Raw genomic sequence first — 16,655 nt, 5'->3', positions numbered from 1 at the left:
TCCGAACCGGTGCGGGTCCAGGTTGGAGTGACACTGATGGTCCACAGTCAACGGCCCAGACCTGAGCGTCTGGCCCTGTCCTTGAGCCTTCTGGGCGGTGTCATGGTGGCGTCCCACGCCCACGCCCAGACCACAGACGAGAGCATCGCGACGACCGCGGGGGCGGTGCGCCTGCCGACGGTGTCCGTCACCGCGACACGGAACGAGATCGACCCGTTCGCCTACCCCGGCATGGTCAGCGTGATCGGCCGCGAGGACCTGGGCACCCTTCAGCCCTCGACGCCGGACGATGTCCTGAAGCTGGTGCCCAACGTCAGTTTTTCCGGCGGCCCGCGCCGAACCGGCGAAGTGCCGTCGATCCGGGGCTTTTCCGGCGCCGACGTGGTCATCCTGCTCGACGGCGCTCGCCAGACCCTGGACGGCGGCCACGACGGGCGGTTCTTCCTGGATCCGTCGCTGTTGCGCGGCGTCGAGGTTCTGCGCGGACCCGCCTCCTCCCTTTACGGCAGCGGCGGTACCGGCGGCGTGATCGCGTTTCGCACGGTCGAGGTCGACGACTACCTCGACCCCGGTGAAACGTTCGGCGTGACCACCGGCCTTGGCGGGCAGACTGTCAATGACGAATGGTCCGTGACCACCACGGCCTACGGCCGCCCCCTGGACGGCGTCGATCTGTTGGGCAGCGTCACCCGCCGGACCTCCGGGTCGATCGAACTGGGCAGCGGCGAGACCCTGGACGACGCCGACGATTCTATTCTGTCGGGGCTTCTGAAGGGTGGCATCGACCTGGGGGACCACCGGATCGAGGCCTCGTTCTCACACTTTTCGAATGATGCCGAGGAACCCAACAACGGCCAGGGCGAGGGGCAACAGGGCCTCGTCGAGAAAGCCACGGGCAACGACACCGTCCGCCTTGCCTACAGCTACGACAATCCCGACGACAACCTCATCGACCTCGACGCGGTCGTCTACTACAACCGAACCACGGTGGACGAAGTGCGGCTGGACGGCCTGGGCGCCGGCCCGGTGGGCGAGTTGCTCGAACGGACCGTGGAGACCATTGGTCTGCGCGCCGAGAACCGCAGCCGGTTCGCGTTCGGCGAGGATACCCACCTGACCCTGACCTATGGCGGAGAGGCCTATCAGGACACCCAGGAGGGCGCGACCAACGGCCAACCGCGCGCCGGCGCGCCCGACGCCGAGGCCACATTTGCCGGCGTGTTCGCCCAAGCGGAACTGACCCTGACGCGCCCGCTGGGCCTGCCGGGTGAGGTGTATCTTCTGCCGGGCCTGCGCTTTGATCATTACGACCTGTCCAGCGATGTCGCCGACAGCGACACGGTCGAGAGCCGGCTGTCGCCGCGCTTCGGCGTGACGTATCGGCCCGCCGACTGGGCCATGGTGTTCGCCAACTACGGCGAGGCGTTCCGCGCGCCGACCTTCACCGAGATGTACCTGACCGGCACCCACTTCCAGATTCCGATGGGGCCGACGACGATCGTCAACCGCTTCATCCCCAATCCGGATCTGAAGCCGCAGACCACGCGCACGGTGGAGTTCGGCGCCGGAGTGGATTTTGAGGACGTGTTCGCCCCGCGCGACATGTTGAACGTCAAGGTTTCCCACTTCCGCCAGTGGGGCGAGGACTTCATCGACTTGTCGGTCAATCAGCCGGCCCTCGGTTGGCAGTGCTTTGGTCGTCCCGGCGCCTGCGACGGCACCACCACCTCGACCAACGTTCCGCACGCCTTCCTGTGGGGGACCGAGATCGAGGGCCGCTACGAGACCGACCGCATCCGCCTGAGCCTGGGCTTCGCCTCCATCGACGGCGAGAACAGCGAGACGGGCGAGAAGCTCGGGGCGCTGACTCCCAACACCGTGACCCTCGACGCCGGCGTGAAGCTGCCGGAGGTCGACGCGCTGGTGGGCTGGCGGGCCAAGCTGGCGAGCTACTTCGACAAGGTGGACGACCCGGACGAGGAGCGCGACGCCTACGACGTGCATGACCTTTATGCCGTGTATCAGCCGTCCGACGGACTGTTGGAAGGCCTGCGCGTCGACCTGGGCATCGATAACGTGTTCGACGAGGACTATTCGCGCGTCTACACCGGCGTCAGCGAGGCGGGCCGCAATTTCAAGGCCATGGTCCAGTACAGCTTGGCGTGGTGAGGACAGCATGAGACCTGATCGTCGTACCGGGGGCGCGGTAGCCCGCGCCCTGCTTCTCGCCGCCCTTGTTCTGGGGGTCGGTTCGGTCACCTCGGCGCGCGCGGAGGGGCCGCGCCGGGTCGTCTCGGTCGGCGGCGCGGTGACCGAAATCGTCTACGCGTTGGGCGCCGAGGATCGGCTGGTCGCCGTGGACGCGACCAGCACCCACCCACCGGCCGCCGACGATCTGCCGGACGTGGGGTACATGCGCCGGCTGGCGGCCGAGCCGATCCTGGCGCTTGATCCCGACCTGTTGCTCTTGGTCGAGGACGCCGGCCCGGAGAAGGTGGTGGCCCAATTGCACGACACGGGCGTTCCGATTGTCACGGTGCCCGATGTCCCCAGCATTGACGGTGTGCTTGACAAGGTGCGGCGGGTCGCGACCGCGCTCGACATGGCGGAGGCCGGCGAGACCCTGGCCGGCCAGATCCGGACGGCCCACGACGCGGTGGCGGCGCGCCTGGAGGGCGTCACCAAGCGTCCTCGCGTGCTCGTGATGATTGCCATGGGAAGCGGTGCGCCCCTGGCGGCCGGCGCCGAGACCTCAGCGGCGGCGATCATCGCCATGGCCGGCGGGCGCATCACGCCGGACGACGTCACCGGCTTCAAGCCGCTATCGCCGGAAGCGCTGGTCAAGGCGGCACCGGACGTCATTGTGGTGCCCGAGCACTCGCTGGAGGCGCTGGGCGGGGCCGAGGCTGTCCTCTCCCGCCCGGATCTGTCCACCAGCCCGGCGGCCCGCGACGGCCGCCTCGTGACCATGGACGCGCTGATGCTGCTGGGCTTCGGCCCGCGCACACCGGACGCGATGGCAACGCTGGCCAAGGCGCTGCACCCCGAGCGGATGGCGGCCCGATGACGGGGACCCTGAACGCCAGCCTTGCCATCGACGGCGCGGACACCGATCCGGCGGCCTGGATGCGCCGGCGGGAGGCGCGCACGCGCCTGGCCCTGGTCGGCATGGCGGCCCTTCTGGCGGCCTCTGTCCTGCTGTCGGTCGGGATCGGCGCCTTGGCCATCCCGCCGCTCGACGCTCTGTCGGTTCTGTCCGCGCGGATCGGTCTGGGCGCCCTGACCGATCACACGCCGGTCCAGGAGACCGTCCTGTGGTCGTTGCGATTGCCGAGGGCGCTGCTGGGGATCCTGGTCGGGGCGGCGTTGGCCGTCGCGGGCGCAGCCATGCAGGGCCTGTTCCGCAATCCGCTGGCGGATCCCGGCCTGATCGGCGTGTCCACCGGCGCCGCCCTGGCCGCCGCCGTGGTGATCGTGGTGGGCGGAGCACTGCCGTTCGGACTGGGCATGGTCGGCCGCGACCTGCTCCTGCCGCTGGCCGCGTTCGGCGGCGGACTGGCGGTGACCGCGCTGGTCTACCGCATCGCCAGCCACGACGGCCGCACAGAGGTCGCCACCATGCTGCTGGCCGGCATCGCGCTGAACGCCGTGGCCGGGGCCGCCATCGGCGTTCTGGTCTTCATCAGCGACGACCAGGCCCTGCGCGACCTGAACTTCTGGCTGCTGGGCAGCCTGGGCGGCGTGACCTGGGACCGCCTGCTGTGGGCCGCACCGCTGATGCTGGGGCCGGCGCTGCTGGCGCTGGTGCTGGCCCGGCCGCTCAATGCCCTTCTGTTCGGCGAAACCGAAGCCCTGCATCTGGGCGTGGACGTGGAACGGACCAAGCGGCTGGTGGTGGTGCTGTCCTCCCTGGCCGTCGGAGCGTCGGTCGCGCTGACCGGCGTGATCGGGTTTGTCGGTCTGGTCGTGCCGCACCTGGTACGGCTGACCATCGGGCCGGATCACCGCGTGCTGCTGCCGGCCTCCCTGATGCTCGGGGCGAGCCTGCTGCTCCTCGCCGACCTGTTGGCGCGCACCCTGGTGCTGCCGGCTGAACTGCCCATCGGCATCCTAACGAGCTGTGTGGGCGGACCGTTTTTCCTGTGGCTGCTGCTTCGTCGGCGCGGCCTTGGTCTTTGGTGACGGGGGTCTGTGGTGACGAGGATGTGTGGTGAAGAGGACTCTGACAGGAGACGGGACCGCCATGTTGAGTGCTGACGATCTGACGGTCATCCGCCGTCAACGTGCCATCGTGGATCGCGTTTCGCTGGACCTGCCGACGGGCACGCTGACCGGCCTGATCGGTCCCAACGGCGCGGGCAAGTCGACCCTGCTGCATCTGCTGTCCGGCGCCATGGCCCCCGACGACGGGCGCGTCAGTCTTGACGGCCGACCGCTCGCCGAATGGCCCCGGGCGGCCCTGGCCCGGCGCCGCGCGGTGCTGCCGCAGGCTTCGACGCTGTCGTTTCCGTTCCGCGCCCTGGACGTGGTGCTGATGGGCCGCGCCGCCCATGCCGGCGTCTCCACCGGAGATCGGGACGCAACCGTCGCGCTCGAGGCGCTGCGGGCCATGGATGCGATGCACCTGGTGGACCGGGTCTATCCGACCATGTCGGGTGGCGAGCGGCAGCGGGTCCAGCTCGCCCGCGTGCTGGCCCAGATCTGGCCGGAGGATGCGGAGGCGGGCGCGGGCCGCGTCCTGTTGCTGGACGAGCCGACCAACACGCTCGACCTGATGCACCAGCACGTTCTGATGCGCTTCGCCCGCCGGCTGGCGGACGAAGGGGTCTGCGTGTTGGCGGTGCTGCACGACCCCAATCTGGCCGCCCAGTACGCGGACCGGGTGGTGGTGCTCGACAAAGGCCGGGTGGCGGCGGACGGGCCGGTGGCGGCGGTGATGACCGAAGCCACCATCGGCGATGTGTTCGGCCTGCCGGTCACGGTGGCGCGCCATCCCACGCGCGGCACGCCGCAAATCATGCCGGCCTAGCCTGATCGCAATCACGGAGGCAGACCATGTTCATTGCGATGAACCGTTTTGAAGTCTTGACGGGCGAAGCCGAGGCGTTCGAGGCCGTCTGGCGGACCCGCGAAAGCCGACTGCCGGACCAGCCGGGGTTCGTGTCGTTCCGGCTTCTGCGGCTGGCGCCGGAGTACGCGGACGAAGCCCGCGAGACGGTTCTGTTCGCCAGCCATGCGGTGTGGCGCTCCCAGGCGGACTTCGACGCCTGGACCCGCTCGCAGGCGTTCCGGGACACCCACAAGGAGGGTGGCCGTACCCGCGACATGCTCAAGGGCGGCCCCCGGTTCGAGGGGTTCACGGTGGTCCAGGCCATCCCTGACGGAGGAACCCCGTGACGGCGATCCCCGACGTGGCGCGGGCCCGCATCGGCGGCGACCCGCTGACGGACGCGTTTCCCGAGCGGCGCGGGTCGCACTGGTTCGCGCGCCGCCCGCTGCCGGTGGACGATCCGGCGGCCACCTGGGAAGCGCTGCTGCGCATCCCCCGCTCCGGCAAGACCGTGGCCTATCTGCACGTCCCGTTCTGCGACAATCACTGTCTGTTCTGCGGGTTTTACCGGCACAGTGCCCGGAACGGGTTTTCCGCGTCGTATGCCGCATCGTTGGTGCGCGACCTGCACCGCGAGGCCGACCGTCCCGCCCAGGCGACCGGGCCGATCCACGCCGTCTACCTGGGCGGGGGAACGCCGACCGCCCTCGACGCGGCCGACCTGCACGCGGTGATCACGGCGGCGCGCGCGTCCCTTCCATTGGCCCCGGATTGCGAGATCACCGTTGAGGGCCGGGTGCACGGGTTCGACGACGACAAGGTCGCGGCCTGTCTGGACGCCGGCGCGAACCGGTTTTCCATCGGCATCCAGACCTTCGATACGGCATTGCGCCGCCGGCTCGGCCGCAAGGCCGATCGGGAGACGGCCGAACGGTTCCTCGCCGCCCTGCGGGCGCACGACCGCGCGGCGGTGATCTGCGACCTGATCTATGGCCTGCCCGGCCAAACCCTGGAAAGCTGGCACGCGGACGTCCGCACCGCCATCGACCTGGAGCTTGACGGCGTCGACCTGTACGCGCTGACCCTGGTGCCGCACAGCCCGCTGGCCCTGTCGATCGACAAGGGATCCCTGCCGGCGGCGCCCACGCTGCCGGAGCAGGCGCGCTTCTACGGGACCGGACTGGACCTGCTCGACGCGGCCGGGTGGCACCACCTGAGCCAAGCGCACTGGGCGCGTACCAGTCGGGAACGGAACCTCTACAACCAGTTCGTGAAGGAGCAGGCGACCTGTCTGGCCTTTGGGGCCGGGGCCGGCGGATTGCTGGCCGGCCATCGCTATCGCCTGGATCCAGACGAGGCCGCCTACCAACGCCGCATCGCCGCCGACGAAAAGCCGTTGGCCGCTCTGTTCGCGCCAGCCCCGGAACCGCCGGCCCGCGCCGCCATCGCCGCCAGTCTGGAAAGCGGCCGGATCGCGCCGGAGCGGCTGGCCGCACTGGCCGGCGCCGGGTTCGCCGCCCGGCTGGCGCCCCTGCTGGACCATTGGACCGAGGCCGGACTGGTCACGCCGGCGCCCGGCGGTGTTGCCCTGACCCGGGCCGGCTGGTTCTGGCAGCCCAACCTGATCGGCGCCCTGATGGCGTTGACACGAGACGAGACGACCGAGCCGAAAACGCCACCCGCCCCCACGCCCGCCACCCGAAAGGACTTGACACCCCATGATGACCGAAACCGCGACCCGCACCCCACCGCCGACCGACACCATCGTTCCCCTGTCACCGGATGATCCACGCGCCGACGTCCTGGAGGTCATCCGCGCGCGGTTCCAGGAGTCCACGGACGGCGTCATCGAAGCCATCGCGACCCAGCACGGGCTCACCCCGCGCGACGTCGCCGGCTGCCTGCCGGTGCACACCGGTGCCCGCGTCGACGGCGCGCATTTTCAGGCGGTCATGGACGACGTGGCTGACTGGGGCGAGGTGATGGTCATCGTCCACACGGCCGACCTGATCCTGGAGTGCCGGGGGGCCCTCCCCGTGGGCCAGGAGGGGCACGGATATTTCAATCTGCGCGGCCCGGGGCCGATCGGCGGACACATTCGCCGCGATCGGTGCGGTGCCATTCAGTTTGTCAGTCGGCCCTTCATGGGCTCCGACAGCCACGCGATTATGCTCTTCAACAGGGATGGTGGCGTGATGGTCAAGATCTTCGTCGGACGCGACGAAACCCGCGCGCTGCGGGCCGATCAGGTGGCGCGCTTCGTCGCGCTGCGAGACCGCTTGGCGATGGAGGGCGAGACCGGTCATGACAACGACGCCTGATGCGTCCACGCCCCGTCGCCTGCTCCTGTTCGGCGGCACGCGCGGCACCGGCCTGGAGGTCGCCCGGCTGGCTCGAGAGCGGGACTGGGAAGTCTTCGCGTTGGCGCGCCCGACATCGTCCCTGGAAGGTCTGATGGACCTGGGGTGCACCGTCGTCGTCGGCGACGCCCTGGAGGAGACGCACGTGGCCGGAATGCTCCGGGTCCACGGGACCGGCGCCGCCGTGGTCTGCACCCTGGGCGGTGGACCGGTCGGGGCGTCGGCCGACCACGCGGGCACCGCCAATGTGGTCAACGGCATGGTCGCCATGGGCCTGCGCCGGCTGGTACTGGTGTCCTCGCTGGGCGCGGGCGACAGTCGCGCCTTCGCCTCCGATCGACTGCTGGCGGCCATCGGCGCCGTTCTGGAGGAGAAGACACGGGCGGAAGAGCACGCCCGCGCCGCCGGGCTCGACCTGACGATCATCCGCCCGGGCGGCCTGTTGGCGCAGCCGGCCAACGGGCAGGGCGTTCTGTTCGACGACGCGCGCGTTCATGGGCGCATCGGCCGTGCCGATCTGGCGGCCCTGATCCTGCTGTGCCTGGAGACGCCCGGCAGCATCGACCGCACGCTCTCGGCCCTCGACCGCACGACCCTCACCGGCCCGCCCGACCCGGTGGAGGCGTTTCGGGTGCCGGTGGAATAGGACACCGCGATGCCCGGTTCGGTCTCGACGCGCGTCACTCGGCGGCGAGGAGGCGCGCGGGGTCCGGGCCAGGGTCGACATCCAGGTCGGCATCCAGATCGCCATCAAGGTCATCATCCGGATGCCACCGGGTCTCGGACGCCGGCCCGGGACGCCAGCGCGTTCAGCAGTCCGGCCGCGCCCATCCGTCGGACGATGTCGTCAGGGAAGGGAGTGTCGGGGAATCGAGCGTCGGGAAACGGGTCACCCGGAGTGGACGGGCGCCGCTAGGCCCGGGCGGCGTCCAGCAGAACACGGGCGTGGCGGCCCGGCTCGCCGCCTTGGCGGGGAAAGGGAACGACGGCGAGAGCCATGATTAGGTCTCCGCGTGGATCGGCGGCAACGTCGGGACTGGACCGAACAAGGCCGCAAGGCCGGTTCATGCGCGGCTTCCACCCCCACCATTCCGAGGGCCGTAGAGGGTCGTGTGCCAGTAGGAGGCACCCAGCAGGGCGACGCCGGCCACCATGTGAGCCATGCGGGCGGAGTCGGTGTCGCGCCGGCTGCCCCGGGCGCACAGATATCCGGTGAAGACCAGCGCCCCCAGGGACACCACCATGGCGTTTTTGGCCCGAGTCTTTTCGCGCTGTCGGGTCCTGGCCTCCGCCTTGGGGTCGATTGCGCGAGAAGCGGGACGCGTCTCCTGTTGGCGATGTGACGCCGGATGAACCCTGACGTTGGATGGTTCCGTTGAAGACGGCAGAGGGCGGTGCGATGGCGGGACGTCGGTCATCGGGGGGCGGCTCCTTAGGTCCTGTCGGATCGGGATCAAACCGCGACACCGGGAAAAGGCGGCGACCGGGCCGAAGGTCCTTTGAGACCCGGTCGCCGAAGGGGGGGTTCCGGTTTCACGGAAGGACGTGACGGAGTCTCCGGCGCCACATCCCTAAACGCCGTGACGGTATTCGATTTGCGAGTTAGTCGCAATAGCACGCATGCGGGACACGGCCGACCCTTCGCCGCAAAACCACCAGATGTGGATCGGCTCGTCGCATCCCTTCATCTGGGCAGCCAGAGGCTCGAGGGCGAGCCGAGCCAAATGCGGCGGGCTTTCGTCATCCTCGCATTCGATCAGCGCGAGACGGGTCCGAACGCCTCTCGGCGAGGGATCGGCGCACCGAGCCACAAATATCAATTACTCTAACGTAAAAATACTGAAAGTGGACGAGGCGCGTTAGCGAATCCGCAACGGACCAGATCGATCCTCGCCGAGGCCTTGCCTCGGCCGACACACATCTCAAAGAGTTGCGTTCGGTCAGAAACAACCGAAACGGGACGGACCCATTCCGTTCAAGGAGTTACCCATGTTCGACGAAACGTTCATTGAGTTGTCGAGGTGGCAGTTCGCCCTAACGGCGATGTACCATTTTCTTTTCGTTCCGTTGACGCTCGGACTATCATGGATCGTCTTCATGATGGAGGCCGTGTATGTGATGACGAACAAGGTCATCTATCGCGACATGGCCCGTTTTTGGGGAAAATTATTCGGTATTAACTTCGCTCTTGGCGTGACAACCGGGCTGACGATGGAATTCCAGTTCGGCACCAACTGGGCCTACTACTCCCATTATGTCGGCGACGTGTTCGGGGCACCCCTGGCGATCGAGGGCCTGATGGCCTTCTTCCTGGAAAGCACCTTCATCGGCCTGTTCTTCCTGGGCTGGGACCGGCTGTCCAAGCGCCAACACCTGACGGTCACCTTCCTGACCGCCTTCGGGTCCAACCTGTCGGCGCTGTGGATTCTGGTCGCCAATGCCTGGATGCAGAACCCGGTCGGGGCCGAGTTCTCGGCCGAAACCATGCGCATGGAGATGACGAACTTCGCCGAGGTGGTGCTGAATCCCGTGGCCCAGGTGAAGTTCGTGCACACCGTCGCCGCCGGGTATGTCACCGCAACCATGTTCGTGCTGGGCATCAGCGCCTGGTACATGCTGAAGGGCCGCGATCTGGCGTTTGCCAAACGGTCGTTCTCGGTGGCCTGCGCGTTCGGTCTGGCCTCCATCCTGTCGGTGATCGTGCTGGGCGACGAAAGCGGCTATGAAATGGGTGACGTCCAGAAGGTCAAGCTGGCGGCCATCGAAGCGGAGTACGACACGGCCGAAGCGCCGGCGCCGTTCACGCTGTTCGGCCTACCCAACGACGAGACCATGACAAAGGACGTCGAGGTCCAGGTCCCCTGGGTGCTGGGCCTGATCGCCACCCGCTCGGCGACCGAGGAAGTGACCGGCCTGAAGGACCTGATGGCCGAGCACGAGGAGCGCATCCGCAGCGGCATTCTGGCCAGTCAGGCGCTGGACGAGATCCGGGCCGGCACCGCCTCCGGCGAAACCCTGGCTTTGTTCGAGGAACACAAGAACGACCTTGGATATGGTCTGCTGCTGAAGCGCTACGTCGCCGACCCGGCCGACGCCACCGACGCTCAGATCGCTCAGGCCGCGCGCGACAGCATCCCAGCGGCGGCACCGCTGTTCTGGACCTTCCGCATCATGGTCGCCCTCGGGTTCCTGATGCTGGCGCTGATCGTGCTGGCGTTCTGGTTCAACATGCGCCGCACCATCCACAAACAGCGGTGGCTGCTGTGGACCTTGGTCTTTTCCATTCCGCTGCCCTGGATCGCCTGCGAGGTGGGATGGTTCGTGGCCGAGTACGGGCGCCAACCCTGGGCGATCGGTGAGGTGCTCCCCACCTTCCTGGCCACCTCCAGCCTGACGACGGGCGACCTGATCTTCAGCATCAGCGGCTTCCTGCTGTTCTACACCGGCCTGCTGGTGATCGAGATGGTCCTGATGGTGTACTTCGCCCGCAAGGGTCCGGCCACCTTGGGGACGGGCCGTTACCACGGCGAGACCGGCCCGGCCTCCGGCGCCCCGGTCCATCCCGGCGCCCAGCCGGCGGAATGATACGGACGAAGGAAAGGGACCGGTCATGATTCTCGATTACGAAGTCCTCAAATTCATCTGGTGGCTGTTCGTCGGCGTGCTGCTGATCGGCTTCGCCATCACCGACGGCATGGACATGGGCGTGGGCACTCTGCTGCCCTTCGTCGGCAAGACCGACGGCGAGCGCCGGGTGGTCATCAACACCGTGGGTCCGCACTGGGATGGCAATCAGGTGTGGCTGATCACCGCCGGGGGCGCCATCTTCGCCGCGTGGCCAGCGGTTTACGCGGCCGTGTTCTCCGGCTTCTACATGGCCATGCTGCTGGTGTTGTTCGCCCTGTTCTTCAGGCCCGTGGGCTTCGACTACCGGTCGAAGCTGACAAGCCAAAAATGGCGCAAGACCTGGGATTGGGGGCTGTTCGCCGGCGGTGCCATCCCCGCCCTGATCTTCGGCGTGGCCTTCGGCAACCTGTTGCAGGGCGTGCCGTTCCATCTGGATGCGCTGCTGCGGCCCCATTACGAAGGGTCGTTGCTGACCGCCCTGCTGCCGCTGCTGAACCCGTTCGCCCTGCTGTGCGGCGTGGTCAGTCTGGCCATGCTGGTGATGCACGGGGCGGTGTGGCTGCAAATGCGCACCGACGGTGCCGTGGCTGAGCGGTCGCGCACCGCCGGCCTGATCGCCGGGGCGGTGACGGTCGGTGCCTTCGCCCTGGCGGGGCTGTGGGTCGCCTTCGGCATGGACGGCTTCCGCATCGTCAGCCAGCCGCCGCTGGATGCCCTGCCCAACCCGCTGGCCAAGGAGGTCACCACCGTCCCCGGCGGGTGGATGCGCATCTACACCGACTATCCGGCCGCCATCCTGGCCCCGGTGGTCGGCTTCGCGGGGGCCCTGGGCGCCATGGCCCTCAGCCGCATTGGCCGGCCCGGGCTGGGTTTCGTGTCTAGTTCGCTGTGCCTGACCGGGATCATCTTCACCGCCGGAGTGTCCATGTTCCCGTTCATCCTGCCGTCCACCACCGATCCCGGCTCCAGCCTGACGGCGTGGGATGCCACCTCCAGCCACCTGACCCTGACGGTGATGTTCTGGGCGGTGGTGATCTTCCTGCCGCTGGTCCTGATCTACACGGTCTGGTGCTACGCCCGCATGTGGGGCGTGGTCACCGAGGACGACATCGAACGCCGGGGGTCCGGCGCGTACTAAGACACGCCCTTGCGGAGGAGGTTATTCCCATGTGGTACTTCACGTGGTTTCTGGGCCTGAGCACGGCCCTGGCGGTCGGCATCATCAACGTCATGTGGCTGGAGGCCGAGGAAACCGACGCCGGGCCGCTGGATCCGTGAGTCCGCGCCGGACGGGCACCAGTTCATCGGCTGGTGCCCGTCCGTGTCCGACCCGTTGATCTGGCCCGTAAGTCTTCCCTGTTCCCTTCCGTCCACCCGAGAGGCGGGATGTCATGACCCGCGCCCCGGAACCCCTCGTCGGTCTGCTGCCCGCCGTCAGGGGCCGCCTGATCGCCGTTTACGCCCTGAACGCCCTTGCCGGCGGGCTGATGATCGCCAACGCCGCGCTGTTGGCCGGGGCGCTGCATCGGCTGGTCTTCGGCCACGGCGCCCCCGATCCCACGCTGTGGATCCTGGCCGCCGGGCTGATCGCCGGGCGGGCGCTGGCCACCTGGGCCGCCGGCGTCGTCGCCGCCGACCTGGGGCTGGCGGCGCAGGCGCGCGTGCGCCGGGACCTGTTCGCCACGCTCACCCATCCCGCCCCGACGGCCGACGGGTCCGCCGGTCGGCTGGCCCCGGCCGAGGCCGCCACCCTGGCCACCGATGGGGTGGAAGCCCTCACGCCCTACCTGTCGGGCTATCTGCCGGCCATCGCCCAGGCCGCCGTCCTGACCTTGGCGATCCTGGCCGTGGTGCTGCCGCTGGACTGGATATCGGGCCTCACTCTGGCGGTCACGGCGCCCTTGATCCCGCTGTTCATGATCCTGATCGGCGCCGGCGCCGAACGCCTGAATGTGGCCCAGTGGGCGGTCCTGACGCGCCTGTCGGGCGCCTTCCTGGACGCCGTGCAGGCTTTGCCCCTGCTGCGGCTGTTCGGGGCCACCGCCCGCGAGGGGATGCGCATCGCGCGCGCCGCCGAGGGCTACCGGATCGCCACGATGAAGGTGCTGCGGGTGGCGTTTCTGTCGGCCCTGGCGCTGGAGATCCTGGCCACGCTGGGGGTCGCGTTGGTGGCGGTCTTCCTGGGCTTCCGGCTGCTGTGGGGCATGGTGGACTACGACCGGGCGCTGTTCATCCTTTTGCTGGCACCGGAGTTCTACCTGCCGCTGCGCGCGCTGGGCGCCCAGTACCACGCCCGCATGGACGCGCTGGCCGCCGCCGAGCGGCTGGCTCCGGTGCTGCGGGGCACACCGGCCACACCGCCGGAGACCATTGCCGCCGCGCCCGTGACCGGGGCCGCCCCGCGCGTGGTCCTGGAGCATGTGTCTTTCGCCTATGCCGCCGCAGAAACGGCGCCGATCCTGACGGACCTCTCCGTGACGCTGGAGCCCGGGACCCTGACGGCCCTGGTGGGGGCCAGCGGCGGCGGCAAGAGCACCCTGCTGGCTCTGTTGCGGGGGGTACTGCATCCCACGGGCGGGCGCATCCTCGTCGACGGCGATCCGCTTGATCCCCGGCGGCACCGGCCGGCCTGGGTGCCCCAGGCTCCGCGCCTGTTCGCCGGCACCATCGCCGACGCCTTGCGCCTGGGCGCCCCCGATGCCCCCGACGCCGCGCTGTGGGAGGCGCTGCGCCGGGTGGGCGCGGAGGCGGTGGTCTCCGCCCGCCCGCTGGGCCTCGCGACCCCCCTGGGCGAGGGCGGTCGTGGTCTATCCGGCGGCGAGATCCGCCGGCTTGCGCTGGCCCGCGCCCTGCTGGCCGACGCGCCGCTGGTGCTGATGGACGAGCCCTCGGCCAGCCTGGACCACGCCAGCGAGGAGGCCCTGATCCGGGCGCTCAACGGTCTGCGCGCGGACCGTACGGTCGTCATCGCGGCGCACCGCCTGTCCACCCTGCAAGGGGCGGACCGCATTCTTGTGCTGGAGGGCGGACACATCGTGGAGGAGGGGTCCTTTGCGAACCTCTCCCAGGCGCGCCAGGGCGCCTTCGCCCGCCTGATGGGCGCCAGGTCGCCGCTGGTCGCGGCCGCGCTGGCGGCCCCGTCGGGGAAGGGGACCAGGCCATGACGCGCCTTGGGTTCCTGGTGCGGTTCACGCGCGGGCATCGCCTGTGGATCCTGGCCGGCCTGGCGCTGGCCATGGTCACCGCGCTGGCGAATGTGGTGTTGCTGGCGGTCTCGGGCTGGTTCATCACCGGCATGGCCCTGGCCGGCGCGGCCGGGGCGTCGTTCAATTACTTCCTGCCGTCGGCGGTGATCCGGGGCTGCGCCATCCTGCGCGCGGGCGGACGCTATGCCGAGCGGCTGGTCACCCACGAGGCCATCCTGCGCCTGATCGGCCGCACGCGCGCCGACCTGTTCGCCCACCTGAGCCGGCGCTCGCCGCAGGATCCGGTTTTTCCGCGCGGGGCCGACGCCGCGACCCGCCTGGGCAGCGACCTGGAGACCCTGCAAGGCGCCGTGCTGTCGCTGTTCAGCCCCATCGTCGTGGCCCTGGTGATCGCCCTGGCCGTGATCGTCCACACCGCCGGGATCGCGCCGCCGGTGGCGGTGGTGGTGGCTCTCGGGCTGGCGGTCGGGGGCGGAGCCGTGCCGGTCGGTCTCGCGTTTGCCGGTCGCCGGCCGGGGCGGGAGGCGATCACGGCCCGCGCCGCGTTGGCCATGGGTCTGGCGGATGTGGTCGAGGGGCGGGACGAGGTGTTCGCGTTCGGCGCGTTGGCGCGCACCCAGGCCGCCCTGACCGCGCGGGACGCGGCTCTTCGGCAGGCGCGGCGTCGTGCCGCCCACCAGGACTCCCTTGGCCTCGCCCTGCTGCCCGTGACGGCCCACGTGACGCTGTGGGCGGTGGTCGTGGCGGGAGCCCCCCTGGTGATCGGCGGGACCCTGGCGCCCGATGCGCTCGTGATGCTGGCCTTCCTGGGATTCGCCGCATTCGACCCGCTGTCTCCCCTGCCCCAGGCGCTCCAGCGGGTGGGCGCCGTGACGGCGGCCCTGGACCGCGTGCGGGCGCTCGCCGGCCCCACGCCGAAGGCCAGCCCTCCCGACGCGAGGACCGAGCCTAGGGGCGAACCGGCCCCGATCCGCCTGACCCGCGTGACCGCGCGCTGGCCGGGCGCCAGCCGCCCTACCCTGGAGGACGTCTCCCTAACGCTGGCCCCTGGGGACCGGTTGGGGTTGGTCGGCGCCAGCGGCGCCGGCAAGTCCTCCATCGTCTCGATCCTGGCCGGGGACCTGCGACCGGACACAGGCACCATCGAGGGCACGACAGGCCTGCGGCTCGCCGTGGCGCCGCAGACCCCGGTGCTGCTGTCCGAGACCCTGCGCCACAATCTGACGCTTGGCGATCCGGCGGTAACGGAGGTCGCGCTTCGGGACGCGCTGGCCACGGCCGGATTGGTGGACTGGCTCGCGGCCTTGCCCCTGGGCCTGGACGAGCCCCTGGGACGCGGCGGACGCCCCCTGTCCGGGGGCGAGGCGCGGCGCCTGGGGATCGCCCGCGCCCTGCTGTCCCCGGCGCCGGTCCTGGTCCTGGACGAACCCGGCGAGGGATTGGACCCGGCCGCCGAGGCGGCCGTTCTTGACCGCGTGCTGGCCACCGCCGAGGCCCGCCGGCAGGCCGTGGTCCTGATCACCCACCGGCCGGCCGGGCTGGACCGCATGGATACGGTGCTGTACCTGGATGGCGGCCGGGTGCTGGAGGCGGGCAATCCCTGGGCACTGACCCGAACCGAGGGTCCCTTCCGTCACTTCCTGGAACGCTGCGCCGTTTGACCGGCAACGGGGGACCGTGAGGGGGCCGCGTTTCCTGACCGCTGAAACAGCAGGGGGTCGACACTCTTTCCGATACCCGCAAGCGTCATCGGGGCCAACGTCCGGGCGATCCGCCCAAACTCAAATCGTTAGACCCGGCTCCGTCACCGGGTTTTGGGCGGATCAGGGCTTTGTGAGCGATAACAGGGTACTATCGTGGATTTTGGCAACCGGGGCAGAAATGCGGGCGGTGGCTGCGTCGCGACTCACATTTGGTTGCGCGAACTTGCGGTTCGTGATTCGCTGCGGGCATGGTCACGCCGCCCTTCGACATTGATGCGCTTTCCCGCAGGCGATGCACGGCCGGTTATCCCCGTCACCGCGATGAATGGGGCTTCTGACGGGTGTTTCGGGACGTCCTTCCGCCCCCGAGTGCATTCGCCCAGACGCGCTCGTTAAGGGCGTTTTCGTGCGGAATAAAGAAAAACCGCCCGAGGGCGGCTGCTATATCTTTGATTTTATTGGCGTCCCCTAGGGGATTCGAACCCCTGTTGCCGCCGTGAGAGGGCGGTGTCCTAGGCCTCTAGACGAAGGGGACCCAAGGCCGGCCGGATCGCGCCGGGGCACCGTGTCTAGCCCATTCGACGACCGGCTGGCAAGGGGTTTCTGCTCCGAAACCACGGCAACGAGTCCAGGTTAATGAACCGGGTCTGCAATGAGCTGGGCAATGATGGCGGGGTCCCAGCCTGCGACCTTGCGGGTAGTCTTGATG

Annotated in this window: 14 protein-coding genes and 1 tRNA gene; 13 read left to right on the top strand and 2 right to left on the bottom strand. The window is 69.3% G+C overall.

The features are described 5' to 3' along the window. Positions 1–36: 36 nt before the first annotated feature. From BLS85_RS16965 to BLS85_RS16930, 8 genes are all read left to right on the top strand, one after another. Positions 37–2,169: a TonB-dependent hemoglobin/transferrin/lactoferrin family receptor gene (locus BLS85_RS16965; protein WP_176793859.1), complete on the top strand. Its 2,133-nt coding sequence runs from the start codon at positions 37–39 to the stop codon at positions 2,167–2,169. Positions 2,170–2,176: 7 nt separating this feature from the next. Next, on the top strand, positions 2,177–3,067 hold the full coding sequence (locus BLS85_RS16960) for a heme/hemin ABC transporter substrate-binding protein (RefSeq protein WP_092787927.1): 891 nt from the start codon (positions 2,177–2,179) through the stop codon (positions 3,065–3,067). Continuing rightward, positions 3,064–4,182 (top strand): FecCD family ABC transporter permease, encoded by a 1,119-nt coding sequence (locus BLS85_RS16955; RefSeq protein ID WP_218128485.1) that lies wholly within the window; start codon positions 3,064–3,066, stop codon positions 4,180–4,182. The genes BLS85_RS16960 and BLS85_RS16955 overlap by 4 nt, the downstream gene beginning before the upstream one ends. 61 nt (positions 4,183–4,243) lie before the next feature. After that, positions 4,244–5,029, top strand: a complete 786-nt coding sequence (locus tag BLS85_RS16950; RefSeq protein WP_092787926.1) for a heme ABC transporter ATP-binding protein — start codon at positions 4,244–4,246, stop codon at positions 5,027–5,029. 26 nt (positions 5,030–5,055) lie between these two features. After that, positions 5,056–5,397: an antibiotic biosynthesis monooxygenase family protein gene (locus tag BLS85_RS16945; protein ID WP_092787925.1), complete on the top strand. Its 342-nt coding sequence runs from the start codon at positions 5,056–5,058 to the stop codon at positions 5,395–5,397. Then, a complete protein-coding gene (hutW, locus tag BLS85_RS16940) occupies positions 5,394–6,836 on the top strand; it encodes a heme anaerobic degradation radical SAM methyltransferase ChuW/HutW (protein ID WP_218128484.1) in 1,443 nt (480 codons plus the stop codon). Before BLS85_RS16945 ends, hutW begins: the two co-directional genes overlap by 4 nt. After that, complete coding sequence (gene hutX / locus BLS85_RS16935; protein ID WP_245699275.1) at positions 6,769–7,371, top strand: heme utilization cystosolic carrier protein HutX; 603 nt, start codon at positions 6,769–6,771, stop codon at positions 7,369–7,371. Before hutW ends, hutX begins: the two co-directional genes overlap by 68 nt. Next, complete coding sequence (locus BLS85_RS16930) at positions 7,355–8,056, top strand: NAD(P)H-binding protein (protein WP_092787924.1); 702 nt, start codon at positions 7,355–7,357, stop codon at positions 8,054–8,056. The genes hutX and BLS85_RS16930 overlap by 17 nt, the downstream gene beginning before the upstream one ends. Before the next feature lie 418 nt (positions 8,057–8,474). On the opposite strand, the gene BLS85_RS19510 is transcribed toward BLS85_RS16930, so the two are convergent. Continuing rightward, a complete protein-coding gene (locus BLS85_RS19510) occupies positions 8,475–8,654 on the bottom strand; it encodes a hypothetical protein (protein ID WP_092787923.1) in 180 nt (59 codons plus the stop codon). A 745-nt stretch (positions 8,655–9,399) separates the two neighbouring features. Here BLS85_RS19510 and BLS85_RS16920 point away from each other — a divergent pair. The 5 genes from BLS85_RS16920 to cydC all read left to right on the top strand — a co-directional run bounded on the left by BLS85_RS16920 (position 9,400) and on the right by cydC (position 15,904). After that, positions 9,400–10,995: a cytochrome ubiquinol oxidase subunit I gene (locus BLS85_RS16920; RefSeq protein WP_092787922.1), complete on the top strand. Its 1,596-nt coding sequence runs from the start codon at positions 9,400–9,402 to the stop codon at positions 10,993–10,995. A gap of 25 nt (positions 10,996–11,020) precedes the next feature. Further along, positions 11,021–12,175 carry a cytochrome d ubiquinol oxidase subunit II gene (gene cydB / locus BLS85_RS16915; RefSeq protein ID WP_092787921.1) on the top strand — a complete coding sequence of 385 codons (1,155 nt, stop codon included), beginning with the start codon at positions 11,021–11,023 and terminating at the stop codon, positions 12,173–12,175. A 29-nt stretch (positions 12,176–12,204) separates the two neighbouring features. Further along, positions 12,205–12,315, top strand: a complete 111-nt coding sequence (gene cydX / locus BLS85_RS16910) for a cytochrome bd-I oxidase subunit CydX (protein WP_092787920.1) — start codon at positions 12,205–12,207, stop codon at positions 12,313–12,315. Positions 12,316–12,428: 113 nt separating this feature from the next. Next, positions 12,429–14,201, top strand: coding sequence for a thiol reductant ABC exporter subunit CydD (gene cydD / locus BLS85_RS16905; protein WP_092787919.1), 1,773 nt, complete (start codon positions 12,429–12,431; stop codon positions 14,199–14,201). Continuing rightward, positions 14,198–15,904, top strand: coding sequence for a thiol reductant ABC exporter subunit CydC (gene cydC, locus BLS85_RS16900; protein ID WP_092787918.1), 1,707 nt, complete (start codon positions 14,198–14,200; stop codon positions 15,902–15,904). Before cydD ends, cydC begins: the two co-directional genes overlap by 4 nt. Before the next feature lie 501 nt (positions 15,905–16,405). On the opposite strand, the gene BLS85_RS16895 is transcribed toward cydC, so the two are convergent. After that, a tRNA-Glu gene (locus BLS85_RS16895) sits at positions 16,406–16,481 on the bottom strand. Positions 16,482–16,655 lie beyond the last annotated feature (174 nt).

The sequence above is a fragment of the Rhodospira trueperi genome (assembly GCF_900101965.1).
In the GTDB taxonomy this organism is placed as follows: Bacteria; Pseudomonadota; Alphaproteobacteria; order Rhodospirillales; family Rhodospirillaceae; genus Rhodospira; species Rhodospira trueperi.
The sequence above is the reverse complement of the archived record's forward strand: the minus strand, read 5'-3'. Positions and strand labels throughout refer to the sequence as shown.